This is a genomic window from Alkalihalobacterium elongatum, assembly GCF_019024285.1.
Classification (GTDB): Bacteria; Bacillota; Bacilli; order Bacillales; family Bacillaceae_F; genus Alkalihalobacterium; species Alkalihalobacterium elongatum.
Genome location: NZ_WMKZ01000001.1, coordinates 234,039 through 252,988 on the forward strand (window position 1 = coordinate 234,039; position 18,950 = coordinate 252,988).

Below are 18,950 nucleotides of genomic sequence, written 5' to 3' on the forward strand. Positions count from 1 at the left end.
TCCAATAGTAAGGATTTTAAAACGGATCGGTCATTATGTAAAGAATGTTACCAGATTATGAAAATTATGTAGTCCAAAAAACAGCATTAGGAATACCCTTCAAGCCTAATTTGTAAAATTATGTACTGCATCACTAAAGTATCCCGTGAACTATAATTATTTGAAGGAATAGAAAGATAGCCCGTACTAGGGAGCGCATACTTAACCATTCCTTCAATCCTTTAAATCATTAATCCAGAAGTAGCCCTTGACTAAAACCTGTTGAATAAATCAGCGGATCGTTTTGCAGTGATAACACAGCACTTACTGGATAATGATCCGAAGCCTCACTCTTTGCCACACTTGTTTCATTAACAATAAATTCCCTACTATGAAAAATATAATCAATTTGCCAATCCTGGCTATAGTAAGTTTGAAGTGGAGTTCCTAAATTGCTTTTCGTTAAGAGAGAATTCCAAATTTGATATTCTTGTTTTTTAGGTAAGGAGTTTAGGTCCCCCATCAATAGAATAGGCTCATCAATTTCTTTAAGCCTTTCATAAATTAGGCCAATAGCAACTATCCGTTCTTCCTGATCTAAACCTAAGTGAGTATTCATCACGTATATAAACTGTCCATCTAATAAATCTAGCTTCGACAATATTGCAGTTCGATTTTCTTTTTTATTTATAAAAGGGATCATTTCAGTACTTTTGATAGGAAAGCGAGAAAGTATTGCATTTCCATAATAAATACCTGGGTAAGATATAGAAGGATAAAAAACAGCATTCATCTCTAATTCCTTAGCGATAATTTTTACTTGATCTCTAAACTTCGAACGAACACTGTAACGCTCAATTTCCTGTAAACTGATGATATCAGAGTCTAAAGCTCTTAATGTTTCTATTGTTCGGTCTAGATCTACACGGTTATCTATTCCTTTTCCATATTGAATATTATACGTTGTAACCGTTATCATTTTATTTGTTACATCATGGACCTGGTTGCTATTCCATGTGTATTTTATCCTATTTTTTTCATGAAGGCTGTAGATCATGAACGCTAAAATAATTGTAATTACATAGGTTATTAATAATTTTTTCGACATGCCTACCTCCTATAATAGTATTTATAGTTTTATATTATCACAATTTTCTAACTATTCTACCTAGTAATATTTCCCTCCTCCTATATAGCTAAAACTTATTAATTACCTCTTAACCACGATAAAAAACCTTCTATATAGCAGTAAGAAGGTTTTTTGTGAACTTTTATACTTTTTTTGCTTATAATCTTCTACTTGAAAGAAACCTTATAAAACAAATCCTGTAACTAACTTCTCTAAAGATCGTTTAATCGTACTTCTTTTCGTTTATCTTAGCAAATGTATTTTGAACAACGGTAGTCATAATTTCTATTCCTTTGAGCAAAGCATCCCTATCAAAGGTCATATGTGGATGATGGAGTCCTGGTTGTAAATCACATCCTAATCCTAGCATAGTCGCTTTTAATTTCGGACGTTTTAGCTTATAAAAATGAAAGTCATCCCCACCCGTTGTCATTATAGGGGCTACATGTTTCTCTTCACCTAATATTTCTTTTATTGATTGACTCATGATTTCTGTCGCTTCCTCACATACTTCGGCAGCAGCAATAAAAGCTTGATGAGACAACTGAATTTCAACATTATTTAAATCTGCCAAAACAGTTATAATTTTTTCTACACGTGCTAACAATTCATTCATTTCTTTATTCGATTGTGCCCTTAAATCTAAACTAAAGTTCGCATTTCCTGGAATAATATTTGCACTATCCCCTCCTGCCATAAACTTTGTCACTTTAACTGAATAGGGAACCATAGGATCTAGGTGAATGCCTTTTAAAAGAGAAACCAGTTCTGCTCCGACTTCAATAGCATTAGCACCAAGATGCGGCCTTGCTCCGTGCAGATCTGCTCCCATAATCTTCCCCTCTATAAATCTAGCTGAACCGTGATATATAGCTGGTGCAGCATTACCATTAGCCAATTCCTGAAATGGTCTTAAATGAACTCCATATAGAAAATCAACATCGTCGATAATTCCCTTTTCCACAAGTTTTAAAGCACCAGTTCCTTTTTCTTCAGCTGGTTGAAAAATCAATTTAATGGTACCTGGTGATTTATAGTTTAATTCCTTTAAAGCCAACATTACACCGATAACCATTGTCATATGGGCATCATGACCGCAAGAATGGTTGGCACAAAATGTTCCTTCTACTTCCTGCCATAACGCGTCCATATCAGCACGGACAGCCACAACAGGCTTTCCATTACCCGTTTCTGCTACTACGCCAGTACAATCTTCAAACGTGGTTGTTTTCCAACCATTATCTTTTAATAGTTTAGTAATATAGTCTGTCGTTTTTACTTCTTTCCAACTAACCTCTGGATTTTGGTGTAGATGATCAAACACTTGCATCACAGTAGTTTTAATATCTTTTATGATTTGTTGCATACGAAACACACCTCTCAACGTCTTTTTCACGAAGAACGTTTCTTGATTTAAGAAAAGTTTCTAATCAAACATATCTTAATTCTATTGAATGTTCGTAAAATTAGCAATTGACCAATAAGTAAAATATCGATATAATAAATTTTTAGAAAATATAAACATTTTTACTATTTTTATGGAATAAAATTGAATTCATCTGAGGGGGAGAGAGAATGGAGCTAAGAGACGATCCAGAATTACAAGAGCGGTTTCTACATCCAAATCTACGAGCTGGTGGTTGGATACGATCAATCGCGTTATTTTATGATCTCGTTATTCTTACGATGGTCCTTTACATGACATCTGCACTAACTACATTATGGATGATGACAACGACCGAGTCGTTATTTATAGGGGACCCAGAACGTGCAAGACAAGACATTTGGGCAAACGAACCGCATTTATTTATTATTAATTATTCGATTTTAGGAGCTGTATTCCTTATTTATCAAGTCATTTATCCTGCTTTTAAAAGAAGATCAATAGGGATGATGATTGCCGACTTAACATTAGTTGACGAACAAAGACAAGAGTTAACGAAGTGGCATTATGTAAAACGAGAATGTTGGAAACTCCTTTTGTTCCCTACCTTCATCCTCTCATTTGGTAAAAATAGACGTACACTTTATGATAAGGTGAGCAAGACATATTTAATGAAATATTAATCAACTATGCCCAAAATGATTTAAAATGGCGAATATATCATAAATATTAATCATCATAATTATAACTTACTAAAATTAAAATTCGCCATTTACACCACCTTCATACTTTATAAGGAATGATCCCTCTCAATTCCCAAAAAACTAGTTCCTTTAGACACTTTGCGATCCACTCTTTCTTACCCTTACAAAAACAATGCTACAATAATTCCTACCATACCAATTACCGTCAATGCATATACAGGCTTAACGGCCATATCACCGCCATTTTCCATCGCTCTACCGAACATCAAAAACACTAAAGGATGCACGAGAAATGGCATTGAGAAAATAAACGGAATAAGTTCTGCTGCTTCCATGCCAAACATCCCGCCCTGAATTGCGGCAAATAATCCAAAGTGAGATATCGCAGAAGCTTGTGCCATCGCTGCATAATCCATAGTCAATGGACTTAAGGAAAGAAATGCAAGACCACCAAATACAGCACAAATTTGCCAACCGAACGAAAACTGCATAAGTGCTGTCACTTCAAAACGATCTTCGCCATTAGCTTTATGCAAGTTTTTCAATGATAATACAGTAAGAAACACACCAACGGCCACAAGGAGAGCCGTTGGGATCAACCATAGGCTACCGCGATTTGCGCTCACTGCAAGAATAGAAAATACAAAAATATGACCAAAAAACGGAATGTTGATCATAATTGGTGCACGAGTGGCAGCGATTTTACCGAAGTCTCCAGCCGTACAAGCCCCTGTTAATCCCGAATGAGATAAGGCTCCTGCCATACCTGGCGCTAAATTACGTACATTGACCGTTCGGGCAAAATACATTAGAAGAGCAATACCGCCAAACATCCATAATAATTGACCGAAAAAGCTGTAAACGAGAACTGCATTTACCCCTGGAATACCAAATGCATCACCTACTCGAGAACCGCCAATTAAGAAATTGGCTGCCAACACAATCGGAATCCCTGCAAATAAAAGAGCACGTAATGTTGGCCCAAACGCCCAGCGATAAAAAATCGCCCCAAGTGCAGCTGCAATCATCATGGCAAAGAAGATTTGTGGTAGTGCAATAATCGGACCTACTATTTGTGCGACGTAGTAAGAACTAATTAAAACACCAATTATCCCAATAATTTCAATGAGACCTTTGCGTAAGTATAGGTGTTTATTTGAAATTTCTGCTTTGTTATCAATAAGAATTACCGATCCTACAAGACCAATGTACGCAACAACTGGGTAATAAGACGCTAGCATATCATCTGGGTTTGTTCCGAGCAAAACTCGTCCTACTCCTTCGATACCTAATAAAAGGAAAAATGCGCGAACTATAAAGAACAGCTGAGTTCTGCTCGTTCCAAGCACCAATTCTTCATCAGAAGGAACCATCATTTCTTCGTCATCTAACGGCTTCTTCCCTAGTATTTTCCGCAATTCTTGCCCACCGACAAAGAAAGAAACTGTTAGGGCAATGATTGTCGTCTTTGCCATTAAGTCAATAAACGGAAAATTATCGAGACCTGGTGAAGAAACTCCACTATATTCCAATATGTACCCCATCGCTAAACCAAAAATAACAATAATCAAAATTGGAGAATACCTTGTTCCTGCAACTACCGTTCTTGCAATAAGTACGATAGGAACAAGAAACAGAAAAATAATCCAAAATTGGTTAAGTAACTGTAAATTCGTAAGTTGTTCTGAGATGTCCATGATAATCTCCTTTTTTTCTCGTAAAATAACTCTATTAAATCCATAATGACATGAAGCCTACTCCCACTCATAGCGCCTATACCAAGGATGATAGCCCCTTTGATCGAGCATCTAACACGACTGATTTCAAGAAAAATATCTATACGAGTAAACTTTTTAATCACAACCATCCTTAGCCGTTTATAACTATTCGAAAGAAATGAAGTTTTACTTTATCATTTTGGATTAACAGGTTGTTTATCATACATTAAAAAGGAATTTAGGACAATTAACTTAACACTATAAAAATCCTCGATTAACCATCAAAAATAAAAAAAAGAGTTGCCACAAATGTGACAACCCTGACTAAAGAAGTACAAAAATTATTGTTCTAACATTAATTTTTCTAGCTGTAATGGTTCAATGTATACTCCATCTTTATAAGCTCTCATATTTCCACCAGAGATCTCATCGATCAGTACAACTTCTTTATTATCGCCAACACGACCAAATTCAAACTTAATATCATACAATTCGATACCTTTTTTCGCTAATTCTTCCTTGACGACGTTTCCAATTTGCTTTGTGAGGTCTTTTAGGACATTGTATTCTTCTTTTGAAAGAATGCCTAACATATCAAGTGCATCTTCAGAGATTGGTGGGTCTTGACGATCGTCATCCTTTAATGTCACCTCTACAAAAGCATCTAGGTCTTGTCCCTCTTTCGCATAAATTCCGTAACGACGTAAGAAACTTCCTACTGCTTTATAACGACAAATTACTTCAAGACCTTTACCAAACACCTCTGCTGGCTTGACCGTCATTGTTCCTTCCTCAATATTTGCATCAATATAATGTGTCGGTATTCCTTTTTCCTTTAATGCTTCAAAAAAGAATGCTGTTAAACGAAGCCCAGCCTTCCCTGCACCTTCAATTGAAAGACCGACTGTATTGGCACCAGGATCAAATACGCCATTTTCCCCCGTCACATCATCTTTAAATTTTAATAAAAAATTTCCATCCTCTAACTTATATACATCTTTAGTCTTACCAGTATATGTAAGTTCCATCACAATTCCCCTTCCCATTTAAAAACTTTTCATGAATCATTATGCACTAAAATGTCAAATAAACCAATAAGTTGTCGGGAAGAATTTTGTGAAACTTGTTAGATAATTAGAAATTATCATATACATTATGTATTTCATTAATAAGAATACAGTTTATTTTAATATTTACTGCTTTCTAATCAACTCAACTACTACTGAAAAATACCTAATTAATCAGCAAAAAGGTGTCTACCAATTGTTAACTTCGGTGTCGTGTTATCAAAAATCCATTGGGACGTAGCAATTTGAGGATTATAGTAATAAGTAGAACCATAGCTAGGATCCCAGCCTATCCACGCATCCTTCACAGCGCGATACGCTATATAAGTTGGAGTTAAGTTGTATTGCCCATCCTGAACAGCTGTAAACGCATTTCTTTGATAAATAACTCCTTCAACCGTTGAAGGAAATTCGGAAGAATAAAGGCGGTTTTTTATTACAGCAGCTACAGCTACTTGACCTTTATAAGTTTCACCACGTGCTTCCCCGTGTACTATTTTTGCCATCTTCTCAATTTCAACTAGCCTGTAAAATGTTCTAGGACCTGCAACACCATCAACTGATAGACGAAAATCCTGTTGAAGTTGACGTACCGCATTTTCTGTTAACATTCCGTAGTACCCGGTGGGAGCTACATTAAGATAATCTAGTTTTACAAGCTTTTGTTGTAATTCGAACACCTCTTGTCCCTGATCTCCATTTTGTAGCACACCCTCATTAGCATGAATTTCTTTTGGTAACGTCCATGCTAACAATAGACAGATGTAAACAGAGAATATAAGCTTTATTCTTTTTGACATCTAACAACCTCCTTTTGTTAAATTCAATCACGAATAAAACAAAAGATAAATAACCATCTCATTATTTAGGAAAAACCTCCTGCCAATTCAGATAAATAGAACTAGAAAAAACCGATATGAAAACTAGTAATAAAATCCTTATTTTAAATTTCTGAATTTAGCCAAATTACAAGAACTACTTCTACTCTTCATAAATCATCTTTCGTGTCATTCCACCGTCTACAACTAAGTTAATGCCAGTAACAAAGTTATTGTCCGAGGCGGTTAAGTACATGCATGCCTTGGCTATATCTTCTGGTTTTCCGACGCGCTTCGAAAAATGCTGTTGATGATCAATTTCACGTAATGTACTATAATCTCCTGTTTCAATCCATCCTGGAGAGATAGCATTTACAGTAATATTGTATTCACTTAAGGATGCTGCTAGAGCGTGAGTTAATGCAACAATCCCACCTTTTGACGCTGCATATGCTTCTGAATTAGACTCTGACATAATCGCTCTCGTCGAGGCAATGTTCACAATTGCTCCTCCTCGTTCTTTTTCACGCATAACTTTAGCGACTTCTTTTGAACATAAAAACACACTTCGAACATTCGTATTCATCACACGATCCCAATCCCCTGCAGTACATTCAAATAGAGACTTAAACTGGCTAATTCCTGCATTATTAATTAGGATATCAACAGTACCGTATGTGCCTTTAGTCTTTTCTACTAATGCAAATATCTCTGTCTCTTCGCTAACATCCGTCTTTATAAAAATGACATTATATCCCGATTGCCTTAGTTCCTTAACCGTTTTTTTACCTTGATCTTGATCAATATCAGCTAGTACAACTTTATATCCATACTCTGCATATGCTCTTGCAATGGCTTGACCGATACCATTAGCTGCACCCGTCACAATTACTACTTTTCCCTCGTTCTTATTCATAGTTCAACTCCTATCGCGTTTGTAATATGTATTTGTTTACAAATTGCACACTATAGTAAAAAAATTACTTGTAAATAACTAAAAATTTATATTCTATTTCCAGTACATAGTATAGTACATAAAAATCCACTTCTTCCACAAAATAAACTGACAAAGAATTGGGGGTGAATAATAAATGGATGAAAAACGTGTAAAACAAATCCTTTCTTCTTCTGCCGACATTGATGTGAAATATAATGGGACTTCAGTATGGATCGATAAATTGAATGAAGACGGAAAAACTGCGACTGTACATTTAAGAGGTCCTTTAGAAGAGCGTTCTGAAGTAGAGATTTCCGAACTAGTCGAAGAATAACTTTTATTAAAACTCTTTTGCAATAATAAGAACACCTAATCTCAAAAAGAAGTAAAAAGAGCCTGATTAATCGCAAACCAGGCTCTAACCGCTTCCTACCTTCTATCCTTTCCTTCATATCAACTTCATGATCATCAGACCAACCTATATATTTGCTGTTAATAAATGAAATTTGCCAACCAATAAAAATAAGGAATACCAATAATCAAATTAAACGGCAGTGTTAGTCCGAGCGCCGATCCAATATAAATACCTGAATTGGCTTTCGGTATCGCTTGACCGACCGCTGCTGGTGCGGCAATATACGACGCACTTCCAGTTAAAAACGCTAAAACAACTGCTCCACCGACTGAAAGACCAATAAGATAACCAGCTAAAACTCCTATAGATCCGCCTATTACTGGTAAGATAAATGCAAAAAGAAACGATACTGGCTTCAAATTTTTAATTTGACGAATACTTTGTGTTGCAACCATTCCCATATGAAGTAAGAAGATACAAAGGATACCGTAAAATAAATCTCCGAACAATGGTCTAATTTGGACGAGGCCATCAGTATGTGCTACGTATCCAATAAAAATACCGCCTAACAAAAGAAAAATACTCTTTCCGAAAAATGCTTCTTTTATGACATGCTTGATACTAGCTTCGGGGTTGTCTTTTTCTTCATCTTCTTTTTGCGAAAAAACTTTATATAAAACTATGGCTAAAATAATTGCGGGACCTTCCATTATGACTAGGATAGCCGACATATAGGCTTCATAATAAATACCGATTTTCTCTAAAAATGCAATACCTGCAATAAATGTTACCGCACTAACTGATCCATAATGAGCAGCAATCGCAAAGGAATCAGTAACTGAAAACTTAAACAACCCTTTAACAACAAAAAGAGATATTCCAAACATTAATATACTTAAGACAATGGAAGTTATTATCGTTGGAAGCATGTCCATCAATGTGACATTTCGCAGCTCCACTCCACCCTTAATTCCAATCGTAAGAAGGATAATCATCGTGTAGCCAGTATAAAATGCACCTGGGACTTTTAAATCGGAGTTGACGATGACAGCAACGATCCCAATTATGAAAAATAAAATCATCGGTGACAGCAAATTGGTATAGGCAATTTCATAAATTAAATCCATAAAGCCCACCTCTAATCCCAACTTTTGTTATTATATTAAATTAAGGTAACCTATTTGATCGATTTATATAATAATTCCCCACTTAAAACTACTTTTCAGTAATACAAATGAGTTTTAAGTGAGGGATTTTATGATGAAAAAATTATTCTACTTTCACTTCAATATTAAAAATGGCATTATACCCATAACCTTTGCGATTCCAAAACTCACTCTGTGGTTGGATATTACCTTGCGAATCTCGTGCTCTTGTTTGGATTGTATAACTCCCTTTTCCTGGTGTCTTCCAAACATAACTCCATTCTGTCCATGCATATGATGCAGATTTTTCTTCTAAAGTTACAGGCTCCCATGTATTTCCTTGATCAAATGAAATTTCGACTTCTGCAATTTGACCTTCCCCACTCCAAGCTAGACCGACAATTACGTGAGTACCTTCATCGATTATTGAATGATCTAAAGGTTGTTGAATAATTGAATTCACTCGAACGGTTGTAACAGGAGTTTTACCCTCATCAGTATCTGGTCTAGGATAATAGACATAATCATCCGTTTGAAAAGGGCCTTCAAACGGTCGAGTTACTACCGTTATCGTTTTTAACCATTTTACCGATGCCATCCCGTACCAATCTGGAACAATTAACCGAAGCGGATACCCATGTTTATAAGGAATAGACTGTCCATTATATTCAAAGGCAACGAGCGTATCAGGATGAAGAGCTTTCTTCAATGGAAGACTTCTTTCAAAAGAAACAACTTCATCTTTATTCGGTTTTACGCCGCGGTCTTTTCCAGTAAACACTACTTCTACTGTATTCTCATCTGGCTTTGCATAATTTAACAGCTCTTTAAGCGGGACACCTGTCCAAACCCCTTGACTCACTGCACCTTCCTCCCATTGTTCACCAAAAACTTTCGGACGGAACTTCGCTCGTTGATTACCCGAACAAATTAATGGGAGAGTTATTTTTTTATGGGGTAATGCCTTAATTTCTTCTAGTTTTATAATAAAAGGATTACTTACAGCACCAGTCACAAGCAGATTTTCACTAGCCACATTCAATTCAGGGTATTGAAAATGATTACGCAAAAACCAATACTCTTTGTCAAAAATCGAACCGCGCAAAAAATGGATCGGTGTTTCTTGATTTTCAGGAATTAAACTTCTCGTTGTAAAGTATGGTCTTACTTTCCCGTCATCCATAAAATTCCCCTTTCAAATTAAAGCTTCATAAAAACATATTAATATTGATCATTGAATAGACCTCATCTAAACGTGATGCCAAAAAAATCATTCTAATGAACTGAGTAAGAATGGTGAACATAAAAAGAGTTAAACTAAGGAAAATACAATTGGGAGGAATACTACTTGAAGAAAAAAACGTTAACAATCCAACCCGCCTTCTATTTAGATAGTCCCTATGCTAAATACATAGAAGACGAGGAACATGATGACTCTTACGGATTAATTTATTATGAATTTCTTCATGAAATGGGAACTTTACTAGGAGTTGATATTATTTTTAATCAACTTACTGAAACGAATTGGTTAATCACAGATGACCACCATATGAAAATCACCTATTATAAAGATGGTCAAAATAACGAAATGTTAGAATTTGAACCTAAAACAATCGAAGGCAAACAATCCATACAAAAGATGGCAGACAAGCTTTTACTGGATAATTCGATGTATATAACGTTTAATTAGAACACGTTGTTTAAAAAGCACTGGTATCATTTGGTTTAAGACATAAAAAAACAGGACCGCTAAAAAGTCCTGTTTTATACTGTTATTCTTTGTCTGTAAGCTGTTTGCTGAAAACAAATGTCATGACTAAAAATACAACAAAGCTGATCATTAACACCGAACCACCAACGATATAGAAAAGGAGATTAAATAGCTCTGGCGCCCATTCTGGCTTGAAGTAATACATCCACATTCCTGCTGTTAGTCCAAAACTACCTAAAAATGCCGACCATACTTGTACGGTTGCTAACTTTGACTTTTTAGGAATCGCAAAAATTGCGTAAAAAACAGCAAATGCAAAAAGGGAAAGCCACCCGACAACTAAAATGTGAGCATGAATAGCTCGAAATAGATACGATCCTGCTCCAGCCATGTGACCACCCATAAATGCTCCAATGACAGCGTATATGGCAGATGTTCGAAGTAAAAACTTAGTTCTATTCAACTTAACCACCTCAATTTATTTTGATTTATTATAACTAGAAGGCCACCAATTCCATCGACCTAATAAAGTAACAATTGCTGGTACAAGCATTCCACGTACTAAAAATGCATCCATTAGAATTCCAATACAAACAATAAATCCAAACATAAACAATTCTAAGATCGGCTGTGTCATTAATACACCAAATGTTGCAGCCAAGATCAGTCCTGCAGAAGAAATAACTCCCCCGGTATATGCCACACCTCGCTGCACGGATTCACGAATAGTAAAGGTACGATTTTCCTCTCGTATTCTAGAAATTAACATAATATTGTAATCTACTCCTAAAGCTACAAGAAAAACAAAAGCATATAGTGGGATACGATAGCTCATTGCTTCATATCCAAATAGATTTTCAAAAATAAACCAGCTAAGCCCTAACGCAGATAGATATGAAATCAATATAGTTGTCATCATATAGATAGGTGCAATCAGCGAGCGTGTATGGAAAATTAGCATCGTAAAAATGACTATTGTTACGACAATAATGACAATCCGAGTATCTCGCTCATTTAATTCCCGAATATCAGCCTGCTTGGCTGTTTCACCTGCAAAATAGAGGTAGGTTTGATGACTTCCTAGGCCACTATCATCTAGAAGTCTCTCTCTTTTACTATTCAACGAGTTTAATAGATCTAAAGCTTCTTGATCATATGGGTTCATATTTAGAATGATATCAAATTTTACAGCTTGTCCTGATTCAGATAACCAGCGCGTCCCGTGTGTTTCCCCATTTGTTATCAGATCACGTTCTGGTAAAGATGTTGACATTACACCTTCTTCAGCTAATAAACTTTCATTTAATCGCTCTAACGCCGTTAGTTCTTTTTCGGAAAAAGTAAATCCATCTTCCTTCTCCACGAGTATAGTTACAGGAGCAAGCTCTCCAGCAGGAAAGCTTTGTTCAAGCTGCTCAAAACCAATACGAGAATTCATATCGTCTGGAAATGATTTTACTAAGTTAAATGAGTATTGGACATTCAGTACATTTAGTCCGTTAACAATAAGGAATAAAAGAACAATCCCCCCTGAAATGAAGGGGCTTTTGGTTACAACCGAACCGACTTTATTCCAAAATTTATTTTTCTTTAACGTCTCCTCACCAACTTTAGGTATGGCTGGCCAGAATGAACGTCTTCCTACAATTGTAAATAATGCTGGGATTAAGGTAAGACCAGCTAGTAAAACAATTGCAATTGTAATCGCAAATACAGGTGCGAAGTTCTGGTATGGCCCGTAATTTGCTAAGAAAAGAACGAGCATCGCGGCAAAAACAGTGCCACCGCTAAAGAAGATTGGTGATGCAACCTCCTTTACTGCCTCTTTCATAGCCTTATGCTTACTCTCATGTTTCCGAAGTTCTTCACGATAGCGAGAGAATACAAATAAGCAATAATCTGTAGTTGCCCCAAATAATAGGATCATAACGATGGATAAAGATTGGGATTCGATCATAAATACTTGATTAGCTGCAAATAAACCAAGAACCCGATCGACCACTTGGTAAACAATCGCAACAGCAAAAAGTGGAATAATTGCTAATAACGGCGAACGATAAATAACAATTAGTAAAATTAACACAAGACCAATGGTCGAAAATAACAAAACGAGGTCTGCGTTAGAAAATATTGCAATCGTATCCGAAGCAATTCCTGCTGGCCCAGTAACCATTAAAGTGCCAAGATCTAGTTGCTCATCACCATAAGCCTGGATCTCGATAACCGTATGATTAATATCGGACATTTCTAAATGATCGGTTAAAGTTACAGGTAGAACAATGGTTGAACCATCTTCTGATAAAAACATTTCTTTTGCATGATCAGGAAAGTGGTGAAAAGGAACCGTAGACTCTATTGTAACAAGTTCTGTCTCATCCGTTAACCATTGACTCACTTTATCAATCTGTGAAATATTGGACTCATTCCATACTTCATCAGCCTGAAATACAAGTAAGGCTAACAAACCCTCCTGTGAGAAATAAGACTTCACTTTTTCACTCGCAACAACGGAGAGTGCTTCCTTTGGTAAATCGTCTTCTCCAGTATTAACAGTATAATCATTCGCTGATGGAGCTGCACTTAAAGCCCCAGCAACCACAATCCAAATACCTAAAATGAGCCATACCCACTTTCGGTCTGATGTATATTTAGCTAATTTGCTCATTTCTTTCTTCCTCTCCTATTTTACTTATTTCATCGTCATGTGTAGTAGTAGTAACCTAGAAAACTGTCTATCATCTCCTCTTGTATTTTGTACCCAAACAATTAGCATTAATTTTCTTTTCAAACTGATCATATCAATGCAATATGAACACAAGATGAACAAAGAAGGACCAAGCTTACAGATTTTCAAAAAACCTTACGCCCTCTTTTACTTACATCTATAAAAAAAGGTGACTAACACCCATCTTGAGGGAATTAGTCACCTTTTTTAACTGGAAGCGTAAATTTAAACTCTGTTCCTTTTCCAACTTTACTTCTCACAAATATGGACGTTTGATGCAGATCTATTATTGACTTTACAATCGAAAGTCCGATTCCCGTACCGACTTTTTTCGATCTAGCCTTGTCGGTTTTATAAAAACGATCCCAAATATGTTTTAAATCTTCTTCTGGGATTCCTTCTCCATTATCCAATATACTGATCTTTACATTATCATCCTGTAGAGATAAACTCACTTGAATTTCACTATTCTGTGGTGAATATTGGATCGCATTTTGAATTAGATTAACGAATACTTGTTCCATACGATCTAAATCAGCATATACAAAAATATCTTCATCCACACCTTTTATCTCAACATTAATCTTTTCCTTCAATAACTCTGGTTCCATGTTTGCTATAACTAACCTGATTTGTTCAGAAAGGTTGTAATTAGTAGGCTGAATGATAATTTTTCCAGCTTCTAACTGCGTTAAGCTTAGTAAATCATTTACTAGCTTAATTAACCGTTCCGTTTCTTTTTTCATGATGGAATAGTAATGATTCTTTCGTTCTTTAGGTATCGTTCCATCAATTAAAGCAACTAAAAATCCTTTGATTGAAGTTAACGGTGAGCGCAAATCATGAGAAACATTTGCAACAAAGTCTCTTCGCATTTGCTCCAAACGATCTAATTCCTTAGCCATAAAATTAAATGTTTCTCCCAATTGTCCCACTTCATCTTCCGTTTTCACTTGTACGTTACGGGAAAAATCTCCCTTCGCATACTGCAATGCAATTTCATTCATATGCCGAAGAGGTGCAGTTATTTTTCTAGAAATAAACCAAATAGCAACACCAGTTAAGGCGATTGTAATAAACATAGTGAGCAAAATAAGAAATATCATTTGGCGGGACTGGTGATTGTATTCATGAAATACCATCACCATTGAATATATATGTTGATTTTCTAGCTCAACTTCGAGTGGGGCAGCCATTAGATAGATTAGGTAGTCATTTATTCTCATCGGTTCCGTAATAAGCTCTCCTTCTAAGGAAGTCTGAACAATATCTGAATCAATCTCTGCTAATTCTGGAGGAGCATAGTCAGATTGAAAATGGACCTTCCCCACCTCGTCATAGATTGTTACCGTTGTATGCGGTTGGTTTAAACTCATTTGTAGTGATGATTTCACAACCTCTTGATCCCAATCTTTTTTATACGCTAGTTGTAAGTGGCTTACAATTTGATCCCGTTGATGATAAAAAAGCTCCTCGTAATTGCTATATAAGTATTCATGGAACAAATAAATAAAGATCGTACTAAATATTAAAAACGCTAACAGTAATATAAGAGAGTACGTTAGAAATAACTTTGTAAAAATTCCTTTTCTTTTAATCACTGACGTCCACCTCAAACTTATAACCCACCCCACGAATTGTTTTTAGGGCCCATTTTGAAGTTGGTTGTCCTAATTTCTCTCTTAATCTTTTCACATGTACATCAATCGTTCGAGGATCACCATCAAAATCATAACCCCAAATTTGATCTAGTAGCTGTAAACGTGAAAAAACTTGGTTTGGATGAGACGTAAAAAAATAAAGTAATTCTAATTCTTTAGGCGGCATCGTGACTTCTCTCCCACCAATAAACACTTTAAACTCTTTCATATTTATTGATAAACTAGGCCATTCTATATTTTCGCTTTCGTCAACCAACCCATTTGTCCTTCTCAGCACCGCCTTCATCCGTGCAATTAGCTCATTTGGGTCAAAAGGCTTAACAATATAATCATCTGCACCTAAATCCAGCCCACGGATTTTATCATAACTTTCGCCCATTCCCGTAAGCATTATAATAGGAATTACTGAATTTTCACTTCTAATTTCCTTACACACTTCCCAACCATCCACTTTAGGAAGCATGATGTCTAAAATGACAAAGTCAGGCTGGTCATCGTAAAACTTTATCAGCCCATCCTCACCTTCATTCGCAACAATCGCGATGTGGCCTTGTTTTTCAATATATAATGTAATCAGTTCACATATATTAAGATCATCTTCAATGATTAGTACCTTCAATGGACTCAAAGTGTTCCTTCCTTTCTTAAGCCAATTTTTCCTTTTTACAAAGATAACATTTCTATATGAACACGATGTGAACAGTTTTAATTTACTGCTAAAAGATAAAAGCAAGTTTCACATGGTTTTTCTGATGTTTGGACATACTTTAACTATATTATTAGTTAGGCTTTGCCAAATTCATGGATCATAATTCATACTCACTAAACTTTAACAAAGCCGAACAGGAAGGAGGAAATGCGATGGTAGACGAAAGCATTCAAGCCAGGGTCGAAGATAATTTTATGAATATTTGCGATTCTTGGGGCAACTGTAACGAAGAAAATATTCAGTTTTTTTTAGCCGAGTGTTATGGTCAAAGTATTGATCCACAGTTTTGTATGAGCTGGCTAGAACAGCACAAAGAACAATTGCCCAATTGGTCTTCTCTTTCAGTAATTGCTCAAGAATGGATTAATGAACATACCTCTACTGGATCCCCCCTCTCCATGGAAAATGACTAACAAACTAAAATGGATTTTCGTTTAATAAAGTAAAATACCTACATATACTATCATTAAAAAAGCTTCGACAAAGAGGTATCTCTTTAGTCGAAGCATATTTGTTAGAGTTTTTCTTCAATTATTCTATTACTAATAAATTTTTTAAGGCTATCTATTTCCTCTGTTTGAATGATATGAGTTGTTTCACCTATTTTCACTAGTTGGGCAGCCACTAATGCAAGTAAATGATATCCCTCTAATAGTGCATCTTGTAGTTCATTTCTTCCTTGGAGTAAGTTATTTTCTGATTGAATGTTCACCGTATGGTTACCTATTTTTTTTATGACACCGTGATGAACAATCATAGCTTCTAAGTAATAATTACGTACAAAATCAACTTCTTTTGTTTCTAGTTTTAACTCTTTTATGTTGTTAATACGTTGTGGTACTACTTCCATAAAAGACTCATAATGGAAATTAAAATCTTCTCTTTGTTCATAAGCCATTAGAACATTATGTAAATAAAAAGTATAGTCTATCGTGTAATCGGGAAGTTCTTTTTTCTCTAGAGCCCTATAAAATAAGTCTAATTCTTTTAACAGGTTCTCTTTAGATGCTGTAATCTCTATACTCGTCTGATCCCAAGCTCTTTCATTTTGAAGCTGTTTCTTTGTAAAAACTAGATTTTCTTCATTTTGTTCAAAACTTTTCTCACCAGTACTTAAGGTAGATATATGAATTTCATTTCGTTGAATTTCTTTAATAGCTGCTTGAGATTGGTCATTCGTTTGAACCGTTTCATTTTGACCACATGCACTTACTAATAACATAATCACTACTAAAGGAACCAACTTTTTTAATACTTTTATCATAAGAACCCCCCTACTTACATCAAACAACAAAGTTAGACACAATTCTCATGATACAACATTGAAGATTCATGTAATATGATGAAAAATTACTAAAAATTATTAACTTAATACCCAACACAATCTAAAGAACTAATTCAATAGTAATGAAGTCTGAGCGAAATTTAAAAACTCTCCAAAATTAATACTATAGAACTAATCAAAAGAGCTATTAGGATGATGTTTAACCCATATTTGTCCTATACAGTAGTGTTGATGTTTACATTTGTAGTTTTGGGGGCTTTGTGACAATTGACGCATCAATGCCTTTCTTAATAAGGTCACTGACAATTTGCTGGATGGGATTTACGGTTTTCTGATCATCATTTAATACGATCATTGAACTTTCACTCTTTTTCATTTAAACCCTCACCTTTTTCTTTTGCTAAGTAAAAGATAGCATATAAATATGAACTGAATGTGAATAAAACACCTTATCACAACTGTTCATATAACTTTAACATTCACTAATGAAAATGCCTTCTTATCTTAGTCAACACAATCAATAGTTAACAGACATCACATTAGCCTAACAAAGCTATGAAAAAAGGTAACTCCATGAGTGTCATGCACTTTGGAGTCACCTTTATTTGAGAGTATCATAATCTATCAGATCGAGGGAGGGAGGTATTCACTGATAGTTATTCGTATATTTTTACGATCTAGTTAGCAGCTTTTTCGCGCCTTTAGAAATTATAAATGCATTTCCTTGTGCTTCGACAAATCCACCCGACTTCATATCTCGAAGTGAACTTCTCACTTTAAATAATGGTTGTCCAATTTTCTTTGAAATGTCTTCAGGCGTTAAAGCCTGATCTTGGATTGCTGATAACAACGCTTTTGCTGAACTCGTTAATGTTCCATCAGGATTCACACAAGCCATCGTATTCACCGCCTTATTTTAATTCTTTTTTGCAGAAGTACCAATCGACACATTCGATGCCTTCCTCTTTCATGCGCTCCTCCGCCATTTCTTGTGTTGCTGCAGGAGGAACAATGACTTTTTCACCTTTTCTCCAGTTAGCAGGTGTTGCAACACCGTGCTCATCAGAAGTTTGTAATGATTCAATGAGACGGAGGATTTCATCCATATTGCGTCCTGCTGATAATGGATAGTAAATAATTGCTCGTACTACTTGGTTTGGATCAATGACGAACACAGCACGTGATGTTGACGTATCACTTTCTCCTGGCATAATCATTCCGTATTTCATTGCAACATCTTTGTTTAGATCGGCAATGACTGGAAATTCGATTTTCACACCAAATTTCTCCTCAACGTTTCTTACCCAAGCAATATGGGAGTGAACACTATCAATACTTAAACCTAGTAACTCTGTGTTTAGTTCACGTAATTGCGGATAAATTTCTTGGAATGCCATAAATTCAGTCGTACAAACTGGGGTAAAGTCGGCAGGGTGTGAGAATAAAATCACCCAGCTCCCTTTATAATCCGATAATTGTATTGTCCCGTGTGTTGTCACACTTTCAAACTGTGGTGCTGGCGAACCAATACGTGGTAAACCTTCATTTACTTCTTGTACTTTGATTTCTTCGTTCATCATTTATAACAACTCCTTTTTAATAATAATTATTATCTTGCTACAA

At 35.7% G+C, this 18,950-nt stretch carries 20 protein-coding genes; 4 read left to right on the forward strand and 16 right to left on the reverse strand.

All coding sequences use genetic code 11. The annotated features are described in order from the left end of the window. Positions 1-229: 229 nt before the first annotated feature. Positions 230-1,087, reverse strand: coding sequence for an endonuclease/exonuclease/phosphatase family protein (locus GKP30_RS01220; RefSeq protein ID WP_216827561.1), 858 nt, complete (start codon positions 1,085-1,087; stop codon positions 230-232). 244 nt (positions 1,088-1,331) lie between these two features. Beyond that, positions 1,332-2,474, reverse strand: a complete 1,143-nt coding sequence (locus GKP30_RS01225) for a M20 peptidase aminoacylase family protein (RefSeq protein ID WP_216827562.1) — start codon at positions 2,472-2,474, stop codon at positions 1,332-1,334. A gap of 209 nt (positions 2,475-2,683) precedes the next feature. Between GKP30_RS01225 and GKP30_RS01230 the strand changes: the two genes are divergently transcribed. Next, the gene (locus GKP30_RS01230) at positions 2,684-3,175 is read left to right on the forward strand and encodes an RDD family protein (RefSeq protein WP_216827563.1); all 492 of its coding nucleotides are present in this window, start codon (positions 2,684-2,686) and stop codon (positions 3,173-3,175) included. 182 nt (positions 3,176-3,357) lie between these two features. On the opposite strand, the gene GKP30_RS01235 is transcribed toward GKP30_RS01230, so the two are convergent. The 4 genes from GKP30_RS01235 to GKP30_RS01250 form a co-directional block, all read right to left on the reverse strand. Further along, positions 3,358-4,893, reverse strand: coding sequence for a hypothetical protein (locus tag GKP30_RS01235; protein WP_216827564.1), 1,536 nt, complete (start codon positions 4,891-4,893; stop codon positions 3,358-3,360). A gap of 362 nt (positions 4,894-5,255) precedes the next feature. Next, positions 5,256-5,942, reverse strand: a complete 687-nt coding sequence (locus GKP30_RS01240) for a phosphoribosylaminoimidazolesuccinocarboxamide synthase (protein ID WP_216827565.1) — start codon at positions 5,940-5,942, stop codon at positions 5,256-5,258. A 209-nt stretch (positions 5,943-6,151) separates the two neighbouring features. Further along, positions 6,152-6,781: a cell wall hydrolase gene (locus tag GKP30_RS01245; RefSeq protein WP_216827566.1), complete on the reverse strand. Its 630-nt coding sequence runs from the start codon at positions 6,779-6,781 to the stop codon at positions 6,152-6,154. A gap of 181 nt (positions 6,782-6,962) precedes the next feature. Next, positions 6,963-7,715 carry a glucose 1-dehydrogenase gene (locus tag GKP30_RS01250; RefSeq protein WP_216827567.1) on the reverse strand — a complete coding sequence of 251 codons (753 nt, stop codon included), beginning with the start codon at positions 7,713-7,715 and terminating at the stop codon, positions 6,963-6,965. A gap of 175 nt (positions 7,716-7,890) precedes the next feature. Here GKP30_RS01250 and GKP30_RS01255 point away from each other — a divergent pair, with 175 nt between their 5' ends. Then, complete coding sequence (locus GKP30_RS01255; protein ID WP_216827568.1) at positions 7,891-8,070, forward strand: H-type small acid-soluble spore protein; 180 nt, start codon at positions 7,891-7,893, stop codon at positions 8,068-8,070. 158 nt (positions 8,071-8,228) lie between these two features. Here GKP30_RS01255 and GKP30_RS01260 read toward each other — a convergent pair whose 3' ends face one another. Both GKP30_RS01260 and GKP30_RS01265 read right to left on the reverse strand, forming a co-directional pair. After that, entirely contained in the window at positions 8,229-9,218 is a 990-nt protein-coding gene (locus tag GKP30_RS01260; RefSeq protein ID WP_216827569.1) for a sodium-dependent bicarbonate transport family permease, read from the reverse strand. Between the two features lie 142 nt (positions 9,219-9,360). Further along, entirely contained in the window at positions 9,361-10,419 is a 1,059-nt protein-coding gene (locus tag GKP30_RS01265) for a sulfite oxidase (protein ID WP_216827570.1), read from the reverse strand. Positions 10,420-10,584: 165 nt separating this feature from the next. On the opposite strand from GKP30_RS01265, the gene GKP30_RS01270 reads away from it, so the two are divergent. Then, on the forward strand, positions 10,585-10,926 hold the full coding sequence (locus tag GKP30_RS01270; RefSeq protein ID WP_216827571.1) for a hypothetical protein: 342 nt from the start codon (positions 10,585-10,587) through the stop codon (positions 10,924-10,926). 82 nt (positions 10,927-11,008) lie between these two features. On the opposite strand, the gene GKP30_RS01275 is transcribed toward GKP30_RS01270, so the two are convergent. The 4 genes from GKP30_RS01275 to GKP30_RS01290 all read right to left on the reverse strand — a co-directional run bounded on the left by GKP30_RS01275 (position 11,009) and on the right by GKP30_RS01290 (position 15,961). Further along, a complete protein-coding gene (locus GKP30_RS01275) occupies positions 11,009-11,410 on the reverse strand; it encodes a hypothetical protein (RefSeq protein ID WP_216827572.1) in 402 nt (133 codons plus the stop codon). A gap of 15 nt (positions 11,411-11,425) precedes the next feature. Next, the gene (locus tag GKP30_RS01280; RefSeq protein WP_216827573.1) at positions 11,426-13,612 is read right to left on the reverse strand and encodes an MMPL family transporter; all 2,187 of its coding nucleotides are present in this window, start codon (positions 13,610-13,612) and stop codon (positions 11,426-11,428) included. Positions 13,613-13,866: 254 nt separating this feature from the next. Continuing rightward, positions 13,867-15,273: a sensor histidine kinase gene (locus GKP30_RS23860; RefSeq protein ID WP_216827574.1), complete on the reverse strand. Its 1,407-nt coding sequence runs from the start codon at positions 15,271-15,273 to the stop codon at positions 13,867-13,869. After that, positions 15,266-15,961, reverse strand: a complete 696-nt coding sequence (locus tag GKP30_RS01290; RefSeq protein ID WP_216827575.1) for a response regulator transcription factor — start codon at positions 15,959-15,961, stop codon at positions 15,266-15,268. Before GKP30_RS01290 ends, GKP30_RS23860 begins: the two co-directional genes overlap by 8 nt. 233 nt (positions 15,962-16,194) lie before the next feature. Here GKP30_RS01290 and GKP30_RS01295 point away from each other — a divergent pair, with 233 nt between their 5' ends. Beyond that, the gene (locus GKP30_RS01295; protein WP_216827576.1) at positions 16,195-16,455 is read left to right on the forward strand and encodes a hypothetical protein; all 261 of its coding nucleotides are present in this window, start codon (positions 16,195-16,197) and stop codon (positions 16,453-16,455) included. Between the two features lie 101 nt (positions 16,456-16,556). Here the strand turns inward: GKP30_RS01295 and GKP30_RS01300 are convergent, their stop codons facing one another. From GKP30_RS01300 to GKP30_RS01315, 4 genes are all read right to left on the reverse strand, one after another. Continuing rightward, the gene (locus GKP30_RS01300; RefSeq protein WP_216827577.1) at positions 16,557-17,306 is read right to left on the reverse strand and encodes a hypothetical protein; all 750 of its coding nucleotides are present in this window, start codon (positions 17,304-17,306) and stop codon (positions 16,557-16,559) included. A 256-nt stretch (positions 17,307-17,562) separates the two neighbouring features. Continuing rightward, a complete protein-coding gene (locus GKP30_RS01305; protein ID WP_216827578.1) occupies positions 17,563-17,703 on the reverse strand; it encodes a hypothetical protein in 141 nt (46 codons plus the stop codon). Between the two features lie 294 nt (positions 17,704-17,997). Then, positions 17,998-18,225, reverse strand: a complete 228-nt coding sequence (locus GKP30_RS01310) for a hypothetical protein (RefSeq protein WP_216827579.1) — start codon at positions 18,223-18,225, stop codon at positions 17,998-18,000. Between the two features lie 13 nt (positions 18,226-18,238). Beyond that, the gene (locus tag GKP30_RS01315) at positions 18,239-18,907 is read right to left on the reverse strand and encodes a peroxiredoxin (protein WP_216827580.1); all 669 of its coding nucleotides are present in this window, start codon (positions 18,905-18,907) and stop codon (positions 18,239-18,241) included. Positions 18,908-18,950 lie beyond the last annotated feature (43 nt).

Coding starts and splice junctions, on each gene's coding strand:
- GKP30_RS01310 (WP_216827579.1), bottom strand. CDS start 18,225: ATGGCTTGTGTGAATCCTGATGGAACATTAACGAGTTCAGCAAAAGCG.
- GKP30_RS01280 (WP_216827573.1), bottom strand. CDS start 13,612: ATGAGCAAATTAGCTAAATATACATCAGACCGAAAGTGGGTATGGCTC.
- GKP30_RS01260 (WP_216827569.1), bottom strand. CDS start 9,218: ATGGATTTAATTTATGAAATTGCCTATACCAATTTGCTGTCACCGATG.
- GKP30_RS01225 (WP_216827562.1), bottom strand. CDS start 2,474: ATGCAACAAATCATAAAAGATATTAAAACTACTGTGATGCAAGTGTTT.
- GKP30_RS01300 (WP_216827577.1), bottom strand. CDS start 17,306: ATGATAAAAGTATTAAAAAAGTTGGTTCCTTTAGTAGTGATTATGTTA.
- GKP30_RS01315 (WP_216827580.1), bottom strand. CDS start 18,907: ATGATGAACGAAGAAATCAAAGTACAAGAAGTAAATGAAGGTTTACCA.
- GKP30_RS01255 (WP_216827568.1), top strand. CDS start 7,891: ATGGATGAAAAACGTGTAAAACAAATCCTTTCTTCTTCTGCCGACATT.
- GKP30_RS01230 (WP_216827563.1), top strand. CDS start 2,684: ATGGAGCTAAGAGACGATCCAGAATTACAAGAGCGGTTTCTACATCCA.
- GKP30_RS01265 (WP_216827570.1), bottom strand. CDS start 10,419: ATGGATGACGGGAAAGTAAGACCATACTTTACAACGAGAAGTTTAATT.
- GKP30_RS01240 (WP_216827565.1), bottom strand. CDS start 5,942: ATGGAACTTACATATACTGGTAAGACTAAAGATGTATATAAGTTAGAG.
- GKP30_RS01250 (WP_216827567.1), bottom strand. CDS start 7,715: ATGAATAAGAACGAGGGAAAAGTAGTAATTGTGACGGGTGCAGCTAAT.
- GKP30_RS01235 (WP_216827564.1), bottom strand. CDS start 4,893: ATGGACATCTCAGAACAACTTACGAATTTACAGTTACTTAACCAATTT.
- GKP30_RS01220 (WP_216827561.1), bottom strand. CDS start 1,087: ATGTCGAAAAAATTATTAATAACCTATGTAATTACAATTATTTTAGCG.
- GKP30_RS01305 (WP_216827578.1), bottom strand. CDS start 17,703: ATGAAAAAGAGTGAAAGTTCAATGATCGTATTAAATGATGATCAGAAA.
- GKP30_RS01295 (WP_216827576.1), top strand. CDS start 16,195: ATGGTAGACGAAAGCATTCAAGCCAGGGTCGAAGATAATTTTATGAAT.
- GKP30_RS01245 (WP_216827566.1), bottom strand. CDS start 6,781: ATGTCAAAAAGAATAAAGCTTATATTCTCTGTTTACATCTGTCTATTG.